At 62.7% G+C, this 16,690-nt stretch carries 13 protein-coding genes; all 13 read left to right on the top strand.

Features of this window, described 5'->3' with window-relative positions; genetic code table 11:
- Positions 1–130: 130 nt before the first annotated feature.
- The 13 genes from CLU85_RS19070 to CLU85_RS19010 all read left to right on the top strand — a co-directional run bounded on the left by CLU85_RS19070 (position 131) and on the right by CLU85_RS19010 (position 16,681).
- A complete protein-coding gene (locus tag CLU85_RS19070) occupies positions 131–1,588 on the top strand; it encodes an NCS1 family nucleobase:cation symporter-1 (protein WP_100411648.1) in 1,458 nt (485 codons plus the stop codon).
- A gap of 71 nt (positions 1,589–1,659) precedes the next feature.
- Positions 1,660–3,111, top strand: a complete 1,452-nt coding sequence (gene hydA, locus CLU85_RS19065; RefSeq protein ID WP_100411647.1) for a dihydropyrimidinase — start codon at positions 1,660–1,662, stop codon at positions 3,109–3,111.
- Positions 3,112–3,137: 26 nt separating this feature from the next.
- Positions 3,138–4,397 carry a Zn-dependent hydrolase gene (locus CLU85_RS19060; protein WP_100411646.1) on the top strand — a complete coding sequence of 420 codons (1,260 nt, stop codon included), beginning with the start codon at positions 3,138–3,140 and terminating at the stop codon, positions 4,395–4,397.
- 162 nt (positions 4,398–4,559) lie between these two features.
- Positions 4,560–6,572 carry an ATP-binding protein gene (locus CLU85_RS19055; protein WP_198509218.1) on the top strand — a complete coding sequence of 671 codons (2,013 nt, stop codon included), beginning with the start codon at positions 4,560–4,562 and terminating at the stop codon, positions 6,570–6,572.
- Positions 6,573–6,610: 38 nt separating this feature from the next.
- Positions 6,611–7,369 carry a response regulator transcription factor gene (locus tag CLU85_RS19050; RefSeq protein WP_100411644.1) on the top strand — a complete coding sequence of 253 codons (759 nt, stop codon included), beginning with the start codon at positions 6,611–6,613 and terminating at the stop codon, positions 7,367–7,369.
- Between the two features lie 202 nt (positions 7,370–7,571).
- On the top strand, positions 7,572–8,777 hold the full coding sequence (locus CLU85_RS19045; protein ID WP_100411643.1) for an ABC transporter substrate-binding protein: 1,206 nt from the start codon (positions 7,572–7,574) through the stop codon (positions 8,775–8,777).
- Between the two features lie 122 nt (positions 8,778–8,899).
- Positions 8,900–9,760: a branched-chain amino acid ABC transporter permease gene (locus CLU85_RS19040; protein ID WP_100411642.1), complete on the top strand. Its 861-nt coding sequence runs from the start codon at positions 8,900–8,902 to the stop codon at positions 9,758–9,760.
- Positions 9,761–9,765: 5 nt separating this feature from the next.
- On the top strand, positions 9,766–10,761 hold the full coding sequence (locus CLU85_RS19035) for a branched-chain amino acid ABC transporter permease (protein ID WP_100411641.1): 996 nt from the start codon (positions 9,766–9,768) through the stop codon (positions 10,759–10,761).
- On the top strand, positions 10,758–11,534 hold the full coding sequence (locus CLU85_RS19030) for an ABC transporter ATP-binding protein (RefSeq protein ID WP_100411640.1): 777 nt from the start codon (positions 10,758–10,760) through the stop codon (positions 11,532–11,534). Before CLU85_RS19035 ends, CLU85_RS19030 begins: the two co-directional genes overlap by 4 nt.
- Entirely contained in the window at positions 11,531–12,232 is a 702-nt protein-coding gene (locus CLU85_RS19025) for an ABC transporter ATP-binding protein (RefSeq protein WP_100411639.1), read from the top strand. The genes CLU85_RS19030 and CLU85_RS19025 overlap by 4 nt, the downstream gene beginning before the upstream one ends.
- Positions 12,233–12,272: 40 nt before the next feature.
- Entirely contained in the window at positions 12,273–13,757 is a 1,485-nt protein-coding gene (locus CLU85_RS19020) for a M81 family metallopeptidase (protein ID WP_100411638.1), read from the top strand.
- 24 nt (positions 13,758–13,781) lie between these two features.
- Positions 13,782–15,038: a Zn-dependent hydrolase gene (locus CLU85_RS19015; protein WP_100411637.1), complete on the top strand. Its 1,257-nt coding sequence runs from the start codon at positions 13,782–13,784 to the stop codon at positions 15,036–15,038.
- Positions 15,039–15,157: 119 nt separating this feature from the next.
- Positions 15,158–16,681 (top strand): methyl-accepting chemotaxis protein, encoded by a 1,524-nt coding sequence (locus tag CLU85_RS19010; RefSeq protein WP_100411636.1) that lies wholly within the window; start codon positions 15,158–15,160, stop codon positions 16,679–16,681.
- Positions 16,682–16,690 lie beyond the last annotated feature (9 nt).

Raw genomic sequence — 16,690 nt, 5'->3', positions numbered from 1 at the left:
CACTGCATCTGGTGCGGTTCTTGCGTCTTATTTAGCATCGTCCGCTTCCCCTTGCCCGCCATCTGCCAGCGCGACATCGCTGGGCGAGACAGCGGGTTGTGTCCAACCCCAATTTGACAGGAGTACAGGCATGACCAACAGTACCGGCAGCGCTGCCCACGTGGCGGGGCTAATGCCCGGCGGAGCCTCCAGCACGCTCGCCAATGAAGATTTGCTCCCCACCACCGCCGCACAACGGCACTGGACCTGGAAAGACTTCGCCGCGCTCTGGGTGGGCATGGTGGTGTGCGTGCCCACCTACACCATGGCCAGTTCCATGCTGGACCAGGGCTTCACTTGGCAAATGGCCGTGTGGCTCGTCTTTTTGGCCAACTGCATCGTCTTGGTGCCCATGGTGCTCATCGGGCGTGTCGGGCCCCGGTATGGTGTGCCGTTCCCAGTCTTGGCACGTGCCTCGTTCGGCGTCAAGGGCGCCAACCTGCCCGCCGTGCTGCGTGGCCTGGTGGCCTGTGGCTGGTTCTCCATCAACTGCTACTTCGGTGCATTGGCGCTGCATGGCTTCTTGAACATTCTGGGCATGGGGCTCGCGGGCCCGGCCGATGGGCAGACCATCAGCACCTCGCAGTTCGTGTGTTTCCTGGCGTTCTGGGCGGTGCACCTTTATTTCATCTGGAAGGGCCCAGAGTCCATCCGCAAGCTCGAAGTGATTGCCGCGCCGCTGATGATCATCGCGTCCATCGTGCTGGTCGTGGTGTTGATGATGAAGGTGCCTTCGGGCCAGCTCTTCAACCTGCCCGCCAAGGTGGTCGAAGGGGGCCCCAAGACCTGGGCGGCATTGACCGGCCTGGTCGGTTTCTGGGCCACTCTGGCGCTCAATATCCCGGACTTCACACGCTTTGCCAAGACCCAGAAGGACCAGGTCATGGGCCAGGCCATCGGCCTGCCGATTCCGATGGCGCTGTTCTCCATGGTGGGTGTGATTGGCTTCTCGGCGTCGGCCATCCTGTATGGCAAGGCGCAGCTCTTTCCGGACGGCCTGCTGACGCAGATGGGCAGCGTGGCTGCGGGCGTGGGCTTGCTGGTGATTTTGTTGGCCAACCTGACGACCAATGTGGCCGCCAACCTGGTGTCGCCATCGTATGACTTCAGCCAGGTTGCACCGTCCAAGATCAGCTTTCGCATGGGCGGAATGATCGCTGCCGTCATCGGCTTGCTGTTCATGCCCTGGAAGCTGCTGGCCACGTCGGGCGGCTACCTTTTCACCTGGCTTGGCGGCTACGGCACGCTGCTGGGCGCCATTGCAGGCATTTTGCTGGTGGACTACTACCTGGTGCGAAAAAGCGAGCTGAAGGTGGATGACCTGTACCGCAGGGGCGGGGAGTACGAGTACAGCAACGGCTGGAATGTGCAAGCGCTCATTGCGTTTGCTCTGGGCGTGCTGCCGTGCCTGCCCGGCTACCTGGCGGTGTCTGGCGTCATCGACAAAGCCGCCGTACCAGGCTTGCTGCTGTCCCTGTTTGACTTTGGCTGGTTCTTCAGCCTGGCAGTGGCAGGCACCTACTACTACCTGACTGCCAAGAAAAAGTGACCGTATGGCCTGCCCTGGCCCGTGGCCAGGGCAGGCCCTTGTTTTGATTTGTACCCCTGAAGGAGACCCCCATGACCCAAGCCCTTTTGATCCGCGGCGGAACCGTGGTCAACGCCGACCGCGAGCAAGCCGCCGATGTGCTGTGTGTGGACGGCCGCATCGTGGCGGTGGGCGAGGGCGCAGCGGCGCTGGCGCCAGCGGGGGCCGAGGTGCTGGACGCCAGCGGCCAGTACGTGCTGCCCGGCGGTATCGACCCGCACACGCACATGCAACTGCCGTTCATGGGCACCACCACCATGGATGACTTCTTCACCGGCACGGCAGCGGGCCTGGCCGGGGGAACCACCAGCATCATCGATTTCGTTATCCCGGACCCGCAAGAAAACATCCTCGACGCGTACCGCAAGTGGCGTGGTTGGGCTGAAAAATCGGCGGCCGACTATTCCTTCCATGTCGCCATCACCTGGTGGAGCGAGCAGGTGCGCGCCGACATGGGCACGCTGGTGCAGGACGAAGGCGTGAACAGCTTCAAGCACTTCATGGCCTACAAGAACGCCATCATGTGCGACGACGAAACCCTGGTGAACAGCTTCAAGCGCGCGCTCGAGCTGGGCGCCATGCCCACCGTACATGCCGAAAACGGCGAGCTGGTGTACCTGCTGCAGCAAGAGGTCGCCAAGATGGGCATCACCGGGCCCGAAGGCCACCCGCTGTCGCGCCCGCCCATGGTCGAGGCTGAGGCCGCCAACCGCGCCATCGCCATTGCCGACGTGCTGGGCGTGCCGATCTACGTGGTGCACGTGAGCTGCATGGAGTCGGCCGACGCGATTGCCCGCGCCCGTGCGCGGGGCCAGCGCGTGTATGGCGAGGTGCTGGCGGGGCACCTTCTGGTGGACGACAGCGTTTACCGCGACCCCGACTTTGCCAAGGCTGCCGCGCATGTGATGAGCCCTCCATTTCGCCCCAAAGGCCATCAAGAGGCCTTGTGGCGTGGCCTGCAATCCGGGCAGCTGCACACCACGGCCACCGACCACTGCACCTTCTGCGCCGCGCAAAAAGCGGCGGGCAAAGACAACTTCGCCAAGATCCCCAACGGCACCGGTGGCGTGGAAGAGCGCATGGCGGCCATTTGGGACGGTGGCGTGAACACCGGGCGACTCACGCCGAGCGAGTTCGTGGCCATCACCTCGGCCAACTGCGCCAAGCTGTTCAACATCTACCCACGCAAAGGTTTCATTGGCGAAGGCGCCGATGCCGATCTGGTGCTGTGGGACCCCGAAGGCACCAAGACTTTCTCGGTCAAGACGCAGTTCAGCAAGGGCGACTTCAACATCTTTGAAGGCCGCACCGTGCGGGGCATCCCCAGCCACACCATCAGCCAGGGCCGCGTGGTGTATGCCAACGGCGACCTGAGGGCCGAACAGGGCAAGGGCCGCTACATCAAGCGTCCCGCGTTTGGCGCCAACTTCCAGGCGGTGCAAAAGCGCGCCCACGATCTGGCCCCCACGGCCGTCACCCGCTGACCGGCTTCACGCACACGGAGAACACCATGGATACCAAAGTCAAACCCGATATCGAGAACCTGTGCATCAACGGCGACCGCCTGTGGTCATCGCTCATGGAGCTCGCCCAGATCGGCGCCACGCCCAAAGGCGGCGTGTGCCGCCTGACCCTCACCGACCTCGACAAACAAGGCCGCGACCTCGTCACCCGCTGGGCACGCGAGGCTGGCATGAGCGTCACCATCGACCAAATCGGCAACGGCTTCATGCGCCGCCCCGGCCGCAACAACAACCTGCCACCCATCATGACCGGCAGCCACATCGACACCCAGCCCACCGGCGGCAAGTTCGACGGCAACTACGGCGTGCTGGCGGGCATCGAAGTCGTGCGCACGCTCAACGACCACAGCATCGAAACCGAAGCCCCCATCGAAGTGGCCTTCTGGACCAACGAAGAAGGATCGCGCTTTGTTCCCGTCATGATGGGCTCGGGCGTCTTTGCCAAAGCCTTCACGCTGGAGCACGCCTACGCCGCCACCGACACCGAAGGCAAGACCGTCAAGGGCGAGCTGGAGCGCATCGGCTACATCGGCGACCAGGAGCCCGGCGACCACCCCATCGGCGCCTACTTCGAAACCCACATCGAACAAGGCCCGGTGCTGGAAGACAACGACAAGACCATTGGCGTGGTCAGTGGCGTCTTGGGTATCCGCTGGTTCGACTGCACCGTCACCGGCATGGAAGCCCACGCCGGCCCCACGCCCATGGCGCTGCGCAAAGACGCCCTGCTGGCCGCCACACGCATCATGCAAGACGTGGTGGCAGCAGCCCACCGCCACCCGCCGCACGGACGCGGCACCGTGGGCATGGTGCAAGTGTTCCCCAACAGCCGCAACGTCATCCCGGGCCGGGTCAAGTTCAGCATCGACCTGCGCAACAGCACCGACGCGCTGGTGGACCAGATGGCTGCAGAAGTCAAAACCTTTGCCGAGCAGGTGGGCAAGGAACATGGCGTACAGATCCATGTCGAAATGGTGTCCAGCTACCCCGCGCAGGCCTTCCATGAGAGCTGCGTGGACGCAGTGGGGCGCGCGGCGGCCAAGCTCGGATACAGCCACATGCCAGCGGTGTCGGGAGCGGGGCACGACGCGGTGTACATGGCCAAGCTGGCGCCCAGCGGGATGATCTTCATTCCGTGCAAGGATGGCATCAGCCACAACGAGATTGAGGACGCCAAGCCTGAGCACATCGAGGCGGGGTGCAATGTGCTGCTGCACGCCATGCTGGAGCAGGCAAAGGTGTGCTGACGGAGGCCGTGTAAGAGATTAAACCCTGCGGGGACGGCGGGCGACGTGTGTGTTGCCCCGGCGGCCTTTGCTGGCCTGTGATTGAATACGGTGCGTATGGCCCGAAGCCTCGAGGAGGTTTCGGGCCATAAACCTACAGCGCCCACACACTCAGTTTTCTTCATGTTTGCTCGCCGCATTGCGCTGCGCAGTTACCTCACCTTTGCACTGCTGGCGGTTTTGCTGCCCATCGTACTGGCCAGCGGCAGCCTGTTTTATCGCTCAGCTGTTGTGGCCATGGAAGAGTTTGCACTGCAGTTGGCTGACGAGGTTTCGGGCCGTGTGCGTGAGAAGGTGGTGTCGTTCTTCGACGTTCCACAGCGGGTGGTGGCCTTCAACGTCGAGCAGGTGCGCGCAGGGCACTTGATGGTGCAGCAACCCGATGTGTTGATGCGCCAGTTCATGCTGCAGATCGACCAGCAGCCCCAGCTCACCTTCATCTCCATGGGCATGCCCGACGGCCAGTATTACGCTGGCAGCCGTCCGCCGCTGGGTGATGACCGCGCACTGCGCATGCTGCGCGCCCGGATCAGCGATGGCCGAGCCATGGAGGTGCTGCGTGTCGACGCGGTGACCCGCCAGCCCACGTTGATCTCGCGCAGCGATGTAGGTTTTGATGCGAGAAATCGTCCGTGGTATCAGTCTGCGATCGCCAACGACGGGGTCTCGTGGTACGCCCCCTACCGCTACATGATCAACGATGCACAGGGAGCCTATGCTGCGATTGGAATGGGAATTTCCGCGCCGGTGCGTTCGCGCGATGGCCAATTGATAGGTGTGGTGACCGCCGATGTGTCGCTCTCCCAACTCAATGAATTTTTGGCGGCGCTGGCCTCAGAATCAGGTGGGAGGGCCTTTTTGGCCGAGGCGTCGGGGGAGCTGCTGGCCATGTCCTCGCACGATCCATCTGGAGGGGTGACGGCTCTTGCAGATGGGCATCGCATGCGCATCGACCAAAGCGGCGATCCCGTGATGAGTTCACTGGGACAGCATATTCTGCAGAGCGGTCAACCTGAGGGCAACCAGTTTATGGAGGTAGATGGCGTGCGCCATCTGGCGCGCTGGTGGACGCATGTCCTGCCCCGTGGTCCTGCACTGACCATGGCGATCATCCTCCCAGAGAGCCGGTTCAACACACCTTTGCGCGGGGTGTTGCGCAACACGATCTACACCACCGTGGCGGTCATGCTTGCGTCGGTGCTGTTTTCACTGTTCGTGGCCAGCCGCTTGGTGCGGCCTTTGCAGGTGCTCAGTGACTGGGCAATCCGACTGACGCAGGCCGACTGGAATGCCCAGGCGCCCAAGTCGAGTCCGATCCGCGAGCTGCGGTCACTGGCGGATTCCATGGGTTACATGGCTGGGCATTTGAAGGAGCATGCCGAGGACTTGGAGCAGATGGTGGCGCAACGCACGCAAGAGCTGGAAAGCGCGGTGACCTCCATTGAACAGACACTGACCGACCAGCGCCACTTCATCGCCATGCTGTCGCACGAGGTGCGTTCACCGCTGGCGGTGATCAATACTGCGGGGCAGTTGCTCTCGTTGCGATCCAAGGAGGCTCCGGCGCAACAGGCGCTGGCGTTGCGCATTTTGCGGGGCTCCGCGCGGCTGAGCTATTTTTTTGATAACTGTCTCACTCAGGATCGTATCGATAGCCACAACTTCGCCCTGGAGCCTGCGCCCGTTGATGTGGGGGAGTTGTGTTTGTGGGTGATCGAAAATGGTGGGCAACTGTCTGCCGAGCACCCGCTGCACCTGAGCGTGGAGCCAGACCTACCCGCACTGAACGGCGATCCGGTACTGTTGCGCGTGATGCTCATGAACGTGCTCTCCAACGCGTTCAAGTATTCCGAGGTCGGCATGTCGGTGTCCTTGAGCGTGCACCGAGAAGGGGCCTTGTGCCGCTTTGCGATCGAAGATGAGGGCCCTGGTATCCCCCCCGAAGAACAGGCGCTGGTATTTGAGAAATACCGCCGCGGTCGTTCGGCAGAGGGCAAACCCGGTGCCGGACTGGGCCTAGCTTTGGTAAAACGCATTGTCGACCTGCATGGTGGAGCTGTTTGGCTGCGTGCACGCCAGCCCCGGGGCATGCGTTTTGTGATCGACATTCCGTTGACAGTGACACCGGTGGCCTGAATGTTGCATTCCGGACGGACGCCGGAGGTATTCGCAACATGACCCAATTCAAGCCCAGCATCGCAATCGTGGAGGATGACTCCGACCAACTGCACAGCATCGAGGAGTTCCTGCTCGACTCGGGCTACAGCGTTTGGGGGGCATGCAGTGCCGAAGCTTTCTACAAGGGGTTTACTTTTCAACCCGTCGATGTCGTGATCCTGGACCTGGGCCTGCCCGGTGAGGATGGGCTCAGTGTGGCGTCGCTGCTCAAGTCCAGGCCCGATGTCGGGGTGATCATTCTCAGTGCCCGCGATTCGCTCGACGACCGGCTTGCAGGAATGCGCGCTGGGGCGGACCGTTATCTGGTCAAACCCGTCAACCTGCTGGAGCTGGCCGCCAACATCGACGCCACCGCGAGCCGGCTGCTGCCCAGGGGGAGCGTGGGCACAGACATGCCGCTGCCTACTATCCCCTTGCCTGCCGCACAACCCGCATGTTGGGTGCTGGCGATCAAGGAATGGGTGCTGTCGTCGCCCCAGGGCAGGTGCCTGCAGTTGACCACCCACGAGTTCATGTTTCTACAGCAGCTCATGCGTGCTGACGGCCAGCCGGTGCCCAAGCGGGATCTCAGCACCCATCTGTTTGGTGCCCGTGCCCAGAACGGTGCCGAGCGACTCAACCTGCTGCTCACCCGGTTGCGCAAGAAGGCGGCCGAAGCGTTCGCCGAGCCCCTGCCGGTCAAGACGCTGCACCAGATCGGTTACGCCTTCACTGCCACGACGCAGTTGGCGCAAGACACCCAGCGGTTGCACTGATTCCCCGGCCAGTGGTTCATCGAGGAGCACTCCCGGTGGGGAGTGCGCCTGGCTTGGCTGTGCCCACAGGGGCGGTGTGGCGGGTTAACCCTTTGTTTGCATGAATCCAAATGAAAGATTTGGAAAGACCGCGAAGGGGGTTTCCTGCACACCATGGAGGTGGCATCTCTTGATCTCCCACTACTCTTCACTGGAGCCCTCCATGCAACGTCGTCATCTTCTGCAAGTCTCGGCACTGAGTGCACTTTCCGCTTCCATCGGCCTGACCCGCAGTGCGTTTGCACAGACCCCGGGCGCCATCCAGTTCGGTTGCCCTGTGCCGATGTCGGGCCCGTTTGCGGCCAACGGGAAATTTGCAGACATGGGCATGCGGCTGGCCATCGAGCAATATGGCAAGGCCCTCAATCGCCCCCTGGCGTACACCCTGCTGGACACCGAGGGCAAGCCTGCCACTGCTGTGCGCAAGGTGCAAGAGGCTGCACAGCAGCAAGGCGCACGTTTCTTTGCTGGAGGCATCCTGTCGGGCGAAGCCCTGGCCATGGGCAAGGAGGCCGAGAAGGCTGGTGGCCTGTTCGTGACCACCGCAGGAGCCGATGAAATCACGGGGTCTGACTGCAATGCCGCGACCTTCCGCTGGTCGGTGCCCACGTTTGGTGCCATCGAGCAGACTGTGCGCCCACTGATCGATTCGATGCCCAAGGCCAAACGCTGGTACACCATCACGCCGCAGTATGTATTCGGCGACGGCCTGTTGTCGGCCGCCAAGAACATCTTCAAGGAAAAGGGCATTGAGCACGTTGGCAATAGCTACCACTCGCTGACCGAAAAAGAGTTCAGTGGTTACATCACCAATGCGATGGCTGCCAAGCCCGATGTGCTGCTGTTGTTGAACTTTGGTGCGCAGTGTGCCGACACCCTGCGCCAGGCTGTGAGCTTCGGCATGCACAAGAACATGACGATCCTGGTGGCCTGGGCTTCGGGGCTGGAGCAGTTCGAATCGCTGGGTGCCGATCTGTGCGACGGCATCTATTTTGGAGCCCAGTATTGGCACACGGTGGATTCCGAACTCAACCGGGATCTCGTCAAACGCACAAACGACAAGCTCAAGATGAATCCCAACTACAGCCTGGCAGGTTCCTACATCTGCACCAAGCTTCTGATTGACGGGATCATCAAGGCAGGCTCGGTGGACCAGAAAGCTGTGATTGCCTCGCTGGAGGGCCACAGGTACCAGGGATTGACGGGCGATGAGGAGGTGCGCAAGGCAGACCACCAGGTGCTCAAGAGCTACTACCTGCTCAAGGGCAAGGCCAAGGCCAAGATGAAGAACAAGGACGACTACGTGGACGTTCTCAGTTCGGGTAAGTCGTTCCTGCCCATCGATCAGACGGGCTGCAAACGCACCTGATTTCCCTGGCGCCGCACAGCGCTTGCATGGCTGACAGGCCCTGCACAGGTGCTGGGCGCTCCTTTTGGTGAACCACAGTGGCCCCGGAAGGGGCTGCTGGTGGTCTTCTGGCTGAGCACTCTATGAACATCTACCTGCTACAGGTCATCAACGGGATTGGCATTGGCATGCTGTATTTCCTGTTGGCGGTGGGCCTGTCCATCGTCTTCGGCTTGCTGCGATTTGTGAATTTCGCGCATGGCGCTTTTTATCTGATCGGGGCGTATTTTTGCTACCAGATGACACGTTGGGGCATGAGTTTCTGGCTGGCCCTGGTAGTGGTGCCTCTGGTGGTCGGTGGCATTGGTTGGGCGACGGAGAAGCTCATCCTGCGCCACGTATACGCCACGGACCATGAGTTTCACATTTTGGTGACGGTGGGCCTGGCCCTGGCGGTGCAGGAGCTGGTGATCCTGCAGTGGGGCCCGCTGGGCGACAGTGTGGCGGTGCCTGACGCGCTTCAGGGTGTGGTGATGTGGGGCAGCTTTGTGTACCCCAAGTACCGCCTGTTCGTGATCGGTTTCACTGCGGTGCTGGCGGTGTTGTTGTGGTGGGTGCTGGAGGGCACGCGTTTGGGCAGTGCGGTGCGGGCGGGTAGCGAGTCGACCGAGATGGTCTCGCTGCTTGGCATCAATGTACTGCGCATCTTCAGCCTCGTGTTTGGCTTGGGCGCGGCAACGGCGGCGCTGGCTGGCGTGCTGGCATCACCGATCCGGGGTGCTGAGCCCTTCATGGGGGTCGAGGCCCTCGCGGTGGCTTTTGTTGTAGTGGTGGTGGGGGGCATGGGCAGCTTCAGCGGAGCGCTGCTGGGCGGTCTGATGATCGGCATCGTGCAAAGCGTCATGAGCACGCTGTGGCCGGAAGGTGCCCGTCTGATGATCTATGTCGCCATGGCGGCCGTGCTGCTATTGCGCCCCCATGGTCTTTTGGGCCGCAAGGAGTGAACCCCATGAAGAAGTACACACATTTCCTGTTCGCGGCGCTGGTGGTGGCGGTCATGCCGCTGATGATGCAGTCGGGGTCATTGGCCAGCGAGGTGCTCATTTTTGGGCTGGCCGCCATGGGCTGCAACCTGCTATTGGGCTTCACAGGGCTGCTGTCGTTCGGCCAGGGCATTTTTTTTGGCTTGGGCAGCTATACCGTGGCCTTGATGTTGACGCGCTGGCCCGTGCCCATGCCACTGGCGCTGTTGCTGGCCACGGTGATGGGTGCGCTCGGCGCCGCAGTGGTGGGCTGGGTAGCGATCCGCCAGCGGGGCACGTATTTCGTGATGCTGACTCTGGCCTTCGCGCAGATGTTCTATTTCATCGCCTACACAACCACTGGTCTGACGGGGGGGGATAACGGACTGATGGACATTCCTCGCCCCAATTTGTCTATCTTCGGCGTCGATGTGTGGACGCTGGCGTCGCCTTGGCAGTTTTATGGTTTTGTCTCAGTGATCTTCATGGTGGTGTTCTGGCTGTTGTTCAAGGTGTCGCGCTCCACCTTTGGACGCACCCTGTTGGCCGTGCGCGACAACGAAGAGCGCGCGGCGGCCATTGGCTACAACCTGCGGTTGCTCAAGCTGCAGGCGTTTGTGATCTCGGGCGCTGTCACGGGTCTGGCAGGAGCGCTACACGCCATGATGACCGGCCTGGCGCCGCTCTCCAACGCCGAATACCACACGAGCGAGATGATCCTGGTGATGACTGTGATCGGGGGCACGGGCAACCTGTTTGCCTCGCTGCTCGGTTCGGCGTTTTACCTGTTGCTGGCTGACTGGTTGTCGCAGCTGTGGCCGCGCTGGCTGTTGTTGTTGGGCATCGTTTTGATGGCCGTCAGTCTGTGGATGCAACGGGGGCTGTGGGGCCTGGGTGAAACGATCTGGAACAAGTTGCAGGGCCATCGGAAGCCAGCGGCGCCATCGATGGTTGAAGTGACCGCCAAAGGAGAAAAGGCATGAGCCCCAAGGCACCCATCCTCCTGGAAGCCATTGATGTCGAGAAACACTATGGCAAGTTCGCCGCACTGGGGGGCGTGAGCCTGCGGGTGCGTGCGAACACGGTGCATTCGGTGATCGGGCCCAACGGGGCCGGCAAGACCACTCTGTTCCATATGCTCACAGGGACCAAGACGGTGAGCGGTGGGCGCATCCTGTTTGATGGCCAGGATGTCACGCACGAGCCCGACCACCGGCGTGTGCAGCGCGGCATTGCGCGGTCGTTTCAGGTGACCAGCTTGTTTCTGAGCCTGCCGGTGCGTGAGAACCTGCGCTTGGGCGCACAGGGCGTCGCACCTGTGCATGCCCTCAATCCTTGGCATGAGCCCGTGGGGCCTCGGGCACTGTCGAAGGTGGTGGAGTCTGTGCTTGCCAAAGTGGGGCTGGAGAGTCTGGCCGACACCCCGGCAGGCAACTTGTCGCACGGCCAGCAGCGTCGCCTGGAGGTCGGAATGGCCCTCGCCGCCCGACCCAAGGCCATCTTTCTGGACGAGCCCACGTCGGGCATGGGCATCGATGACCTAGACGACATGAAGCGCCTGATCAAGAGCCTGCGCGATGAGCACACCGTGGTCCTGATTGAGCACAACATGAACATCGTGATGGACATCTCGGACACCGTCACGGTGATGCAGCTGGGCCGGGTGCTTGCCGAGGGCATGCCGCACGATATCCGCAGCGATGACCGCGTGCGCGCGGCCTACCTGGGCAACATGATCACCGGAGGCAAAGCATGATTCTCGATGTGGACGACGTGCACGCGCACTATGGCAAGAGCCACGTGCTGCAGGGTGTGGGTTTTCAGGTGGGCGATGGTGAACTGGTCACGCTGCTGGGCCGCAATGGTGCGGGCAAGACCACCACGCTCAAGAGCATTGCCGGGGTGGTCGCGCCCACCCAGGGTCGTGTCGCCTTCGGCGGTAAACCGGTGCAGGGCCTGCCGCCCCATGCCATTGCCCGGCAGGGCGTGTGCCTGGTGCCTGAGCATCGGGGTATCTTCAAACTGCTGACGGTGGAAGAGAACCTGCTGCTGGGCCTGCGTCAGCGTTCGCCCTGGCAGCTGGAGGATGTATACCGGATCTTCCCCCGGCTCAAGGAGCGTCGGCGCAATGGTGGTGGGCAGCTTTCGGGTGGCGAGCAGCAGATGCTGGCCATCGGTCGTGCTCTGATGAACGATCCCAAGCTGCTGATGCTCGACGAGCCCGTGGAAGGGTTGGCGCCGGTCATCGTGGAAGAGATCGTGGCGCAGCTCAAGACGATCAAGGCTGCAGGCGTTGCCATCCTGCTGGTCGAGCAGAACCTGGAGGTCTGTACCCAACTGGCGGACCGGCACTGCATTCTGGAGCAGGGGCGCATTGTTTACACCGCCGACAACACAGCCTTTCTGGCCGATGACGAAGTCAAGGACCGCTACCTCGGTGTGGGCCTGGCTTGATAGATTGCAGGCCAACGCAGCATTGAACCAAGGGCATTCCATGAAGTTTCTGATCGCACGTCTGAACCACGAGACCAACACGTTTTCACCGGTTCCGACGCCCCTGCAGGCGTTTGCGCCTGACTACGACGCTGCAGCCTTCCTGGCCAACAGAGGCATGCGCACCGCGATGGCCGCTTTCATCGACGCAGCGCAGCGCGTGGGCGCGCAGTGCGTCACGCCGGTCTCCGCAACGGCCAACCCCAGCGGCCCCGTGTTTGCCGATGCCTACGATGCGCTCACCGATCGCATCGTGGCGGCGGCTGCGGGCTGTGATGCCATCCTGCTGGATCTGCACGGTGCCATGGTGGCGCAGAACACCCCGGACGGTGAAGGCGATCTGCTCGCGCGCGTGCGGGCTGCAGCCCCCGGCGTGCCTTTGGGCGTGGCACTGGACCTGCATGGCAACATCACCCAGAAGATGATCGACAACGCCGATGTCATGGTGGGGTTCAAGACCTACCCGCATGTGGACATGTACGAGACCGGCGAACATGCCGCGCGCTTGGTTTTGCAGATGCTGCAGGAAGGGCGCCAGTATTTGGTGCGCTGGCGGCCCCTGCCGCTCTTGAGCCACACGCTGCGCAGTACCACGCTGGGCGGGGCCATGGCTGCGGCAGTGGCCTCCGCACGGCAGGCCGAGGAAAAGGGTGTGCCGGCCATGACCATCTTTGCGGGTTTTTCGCTCGCCGACATCGCTGCGCCTTGTATGAGTGTGGTCGCCACCGTCGAGCGCACACCCGACAGCGAGGCGCTGTGTGCTGCCGCCCTGGACCGCGTGGCTGGCCAGATCTGGGCCGAGCGCGAAGGTTATGTGTATGCCAGTGAGTCATTGGGTGAAGCCTTCGCACGGGCCGGTGCGCTGGCGCAAGGAGCAGACAAGCCTGTGCTGCTGCTGGATCACAGTGACAACTGCATGTCGGGCGGGACCTGCGACACCATGGATGTGCTTCAGGCAGCCTGGCAGCACGGCCTGACGGATATCGCCACCGGGCCGCTGTCCGACCCGGAGGCCGTGGCGCAGCTCGTCGCTGCGGGCGTGGGTGCCCAGGTGTCGGTGCGTCTGGGCAACAAGGTGGCGTTGACCCAGCTGGGCATCACCAAGGAGCCTGTGCTGGTGCAGGGCACCGTGCGAGCCATCAGCGATGGCTGCTACACCGTGAGCGGACCCATCTACACGGGGCAGCGGTGTTCCATGGGCCGTGCCGTCTGGCTGGATGCAGGGGGCACGCAGATCGTGGTGGTCGAACAGCCGCACGAACCTTGGGACCTGGGGGTTTTCTCCTGTGTGGGTCTGGATCCCACGGCATATCGCTACCTGTTGCTCAAGTCGCGCATGTACTGCCGTCCGGTGTTTGTTCCGCTGTCCGCGGGCCTGGTCGAATGCGACAGCCCGGGCGTTACCAGTTCGGACTACCGGCTGTTTCCGTTTAAGAACCTGCGGCAGCCTGTTTATCCGCTGGGCAACGTGACCGCTTTTCCCTGATTGACCTATTTCTCTGGAGCCTCGATGGAAACCCCCGTCAAACCCGACATTGAAGACCTGCGCATCAACGGCGACCGCCTGTGGTCATCGCTCATGGAGCTCGCCCAGATCGGCGCCACGCCCAAGGGCGGCGTGTGCCGCCTGACCCTCACTGACCTCGACAAACAAGGTCGCGACCTCGTCACCCGCTGGGCACGCGAGGCTGGCATGAGCGTCACCATCGACCAAATCGGCAACGGCTTCATGCGCCGCCCCGGCCGCAACAACAACCTGCCACCCATCATGACCGGCAGCCACATCGACACCCAGCCCACCGGCGGCAAGTTCGACGGCAACTACGGCGTGCTGGCGGGCATCGAAGTCGTGCGCACGCTCAACGACCACAGCATCGAAACCGAAGCCCCCATCGAAGTGGCCTTCTGGACCAACGAAGAAGGATCGCGCTTTGTTCCCGTCATGATGGGCTCGGGCGTCTTCGCCAAAGCCTTCACGCTGGAGCACGCCTACGCTGCGACCGACACCGAAGGCAAAACGGTGAAGGGTGAGTTGGAGCGCATCGGCTACATCGGCGACCAGGAGCCCGGCGACCACCCCATCGGCGCCTACTTTGAAACCCACATCGAACAAGGCCCGGTGCTGGAAGACAACGACAAGACCATTGGCGTGGTCAGTGGCGTCTTGGGTATCCGCTGGTTCGACTGCACCGTCACCGGCATGGAAGCCCACGCCGGCCCCACGCCCATGGCGCTGCGCAAAGACGCCCTGCTGGCCGCCACACGCATCATGCAAGACGTGGTGGCAGCAGCCCACCGCCACCCGCCGCACGGACGCGGCACCGTGGGCATGGTGCAAGTGTTCCCCAACAGCCGCAACGTCATCCCGGGCCGGGTCAAGTTCAGCATCGACCTGCGCAACAGCACCGACGCGCTGGTGGACCAGATGGCTGCAGAAGTCAAAACCTTTGCCGAGCAGGTGGGCAAGGAACATGGCGTACAGATCCATGTCGAAATGGTGTCCAGCTACCCCGCGCAGGCCTTCCATGAGAGCTGCGTGGACGCAGTGGGGCGCGCGGCGGCCAAGCTCGGATACAGCCACATGCCAGCGGTGTCGGGAGCGGGGCACGACGCGGTGTACATGGCCAAGCTGGCGCCCAGCGGGATGATCTTCATTCCGTGCAAGGATGGCATCAGCCACAACGAGATTGAGGACGCCAAGCCTGAGCACATCGAGGCGGGGTGCAATGTGCTGCTGCACGCCATGCTGGAGCGCGCAGGCACCTGATCGGGCGCGGCCACACGGGGCAGCGCGCCCTTCGATTTAGACCATCGCGCCCACAGGATATGGGCCTCGTTGTATCTTCTGGTTACTTTTAATTCCGTATTCCGAGAAGAGGACAGGCCATGAAACTCAAAACCCGCATCCTGTGGCTGTGTGCTGCCACACTCCTGGGCCTGGTGGTGCTGTCGGCCGTGGCGCTCACCACGCTCTATCAGTCGATGATGAAAGAGCGCACGGCGCAGCTCTCCAACCTGGTGGTGCTGGCCCATGCTGCTGCGCAAAAAGCGCACGAGCAGGAAAAGAGCGGCACCCTGTCGCGCGAAGACGCCATCAAGGAAGCGACCCGCACCATCGGCAGTTTTGTGGACAAGGACAAGTACTTCTTTGTCCGTGGTTTCACCAACGACGTGAACTATGTGCACCCCAACCCCAAGCGCATCGGCATCGTCGATGAAAAAGGCGGCAAGGAAGCGGGCGTGCGCTATCGCGCCGCGCTGCAGGGCGTGACCGTGGGTATGGTCACCGCGCCCGGCACGCGCCCCGGTGCCAAGGAGCCCGTGGACAAGCTCTACGCCATCATCAAGTTCGAGCCCTGGGACTGGATCATCGGCTTTGGCGACTATGTGGACGACATTGAAAACGCCTTCTGGCGCAACACGGCGATCCTGCTGTCCATCGGCGCGGCGCTGATGCTGGTGATCGCGCTGATGGCCTGGAAGATGCTGCGCACCCTGGTGCACCAGCTGGGTGGCGAGCCCCAATACGCGGCTGATGTGGTGACGCAGATCGCTGAAGGCAACCTGGCCGTGGATGTGCAGACATTGCCCGGCGACACCACCAGCATCCTGCACGCCATCCGCGCCATGCGCGACAACCTGGCCCACCTGGTGACACAGGTGCGCGACAGCACCGACTCCATCACCACGGCCTCGTCCGAAATCGCAGCGGGCAATGGCGACCTGTCGGCCCGCACCGAATCGCAGGCCAGCGCACTGCAGGAGACGGCGGCCTCGATGGAGCAGCTGACTTCGACCGTGCAGCAGAACGCCGCCAACGCCAAGCGTGCCGACGAACTGGCGCGTGCTGCATCCGACATGGCTGTGCGCGGTGGCGATGTGGTGCAGCAGGTGGTGGGCACCATGGGCTCCATCGACCAGTCATCGCGCAAGATCGTGGACATCATCAGCGTCATCGACGGCATTGCGTTTCAGACCAATATCCTGGCGCTGAACGCTGCGGTGGAAGCAGCGCGTGCGGGTGAACAAGGCCGTGGTTTTGCCGTGGTGGCCAGCGAGGTGCGCAGCTTGGCGCAACGCAGCGCGGCCGCTGCCAAGGAGATCAAGGGGCTGATCGACGACTCCGTCGCCAAGGTGGGTGTGGGCACGCAACTCGTGGAGCAGGCGGGTGCCACCATGAGTGAGGTGGTGGCGGGTGTGAAAAGCGTGACCACCATGGTGGCCGAGATCAGCGCTGCCAGCGGCGAGCAAAGCGCCGGCATTGCCCAGGTCAACCAGGCCATCTCGCAGATGGACCAGAGCACGCAACAGAACGCGGCTTTGGTGGAGGAAGCCTTGGCCGCCGCGCAGTCGCTCAGCCAGCAGGCGGTCACTTTGTCGCAGACGGTGGGGCAGTTCCGGGTGGCGTGAGCCCACGAT

This window comes from Acidovorax sp. 69 (genome assembly GCF_002797445.1).
GTDB lineage: Bacteria > Pseudomonadota > Gammaproteobacteria > Burkholderiales > Burkholderiaceae_C > Acidovorax.
This window is presented reverse-complemented; position numbering and strand designations above follow the sequence as displayed.

What these genes read in the sequence shown, in the direction of transcription:
- hydA (WP_100411647.1), top strand. Translation starts at nt 1,660, where the DNA reads ATGACCCAAGCCCTTTTGATCCGCGGCGGAACCGTGGTCAACGCCGAC.
- CLU85_RS19040 (WP_100411642.1), top strand. Translation starts at nt 8,900, where the DNA reads ATGAACATCTACCTGCTACAGGTCATCAACGGGATTGGCATTGGCATG.
- CLU85_RS19015 (WP_100411637.1), top strand. Translation starts at nt 13,782, where the DNA reads ATGGAAACCCCCGTCAAACCCGACATTGAAGACCTGCGCATCAACGGC.
- CLU85_RS19020 (WP_100411638.1), top strand. Translation starts at nt 12,273, where the DNA reads ATGAAGTTTCTGATCGCACGTCTGAACCACGAGACCAACACGTTTTCA.
- CLU85_RS19035 (WP_100411641.1), top strand. Translation starts at nt 9,766, where the DNA reads ATGAAGAAGTACACACATTTCCTGTTCGCGGCGCTGGTGGTGGCGGTC.
- CLU85_RS19030 (WP_100411640.1), top strand. Translation starts at nt 10,758, where the DNA reads ATGAGCCCCAAGGCACCCATCCTCCTGGAAGCCATTGATGTCGAGAAA.
- CLU85_RS19010 (WP_100411636.1), top strand. Translation starts at nt 15,158, where the DNA reads ATGAAACTCAAAACCCGCATCCTGTGGCTGTGTGCTGCCACACTCCTG.
- CLU85_RS19025 (WP_100411639.1), top strand. Translation starts at nt 11,531, where the DNA reads ATGATTCTCGATGTGGACGACGTGCACGCGCACTATGGCAAGAGCCAC.
- CLU85_RS19070 (WP_100411648.1), top strand. Translation starts at nt 131, where the DNA reads ATGACCAACAGTACCGGCAGCGCTGCCCACGTGGCGGGGCTAATGCCC.
- CLU85_RS19055 (WP_198509218.1), top strand. Translation starts at nt 4,560, where the DNA reads ATGTTTGCTCGCCGCATTGCGCTGCGCAGTTACCTCACCTTTGCACTG.
- CLU85_RS19050 (WP_100411644.1), top strand. Translation starts at nt 6,611, where the DNA reads ATGACCCAATTCAAGCCCAGCATCGCAATCGTGGAGGATGACTCCGAC.
- CLU85_RS19045 (WP_100411643.1), top strand. Translation starts at nt 7,572, where the DNA reads ATGCAACGTCGTCATCTTCTGCAAGTCTCGGCACTGAGTGCACTTTCC.
- CLU85_RS19060 (WP_100411646.1), top strand. Translation starts at nt 3,138, where the DNA reads ATGGATACCAAAGTCAAACCCGATATCGAGAACCTGTGCATCAACGGC.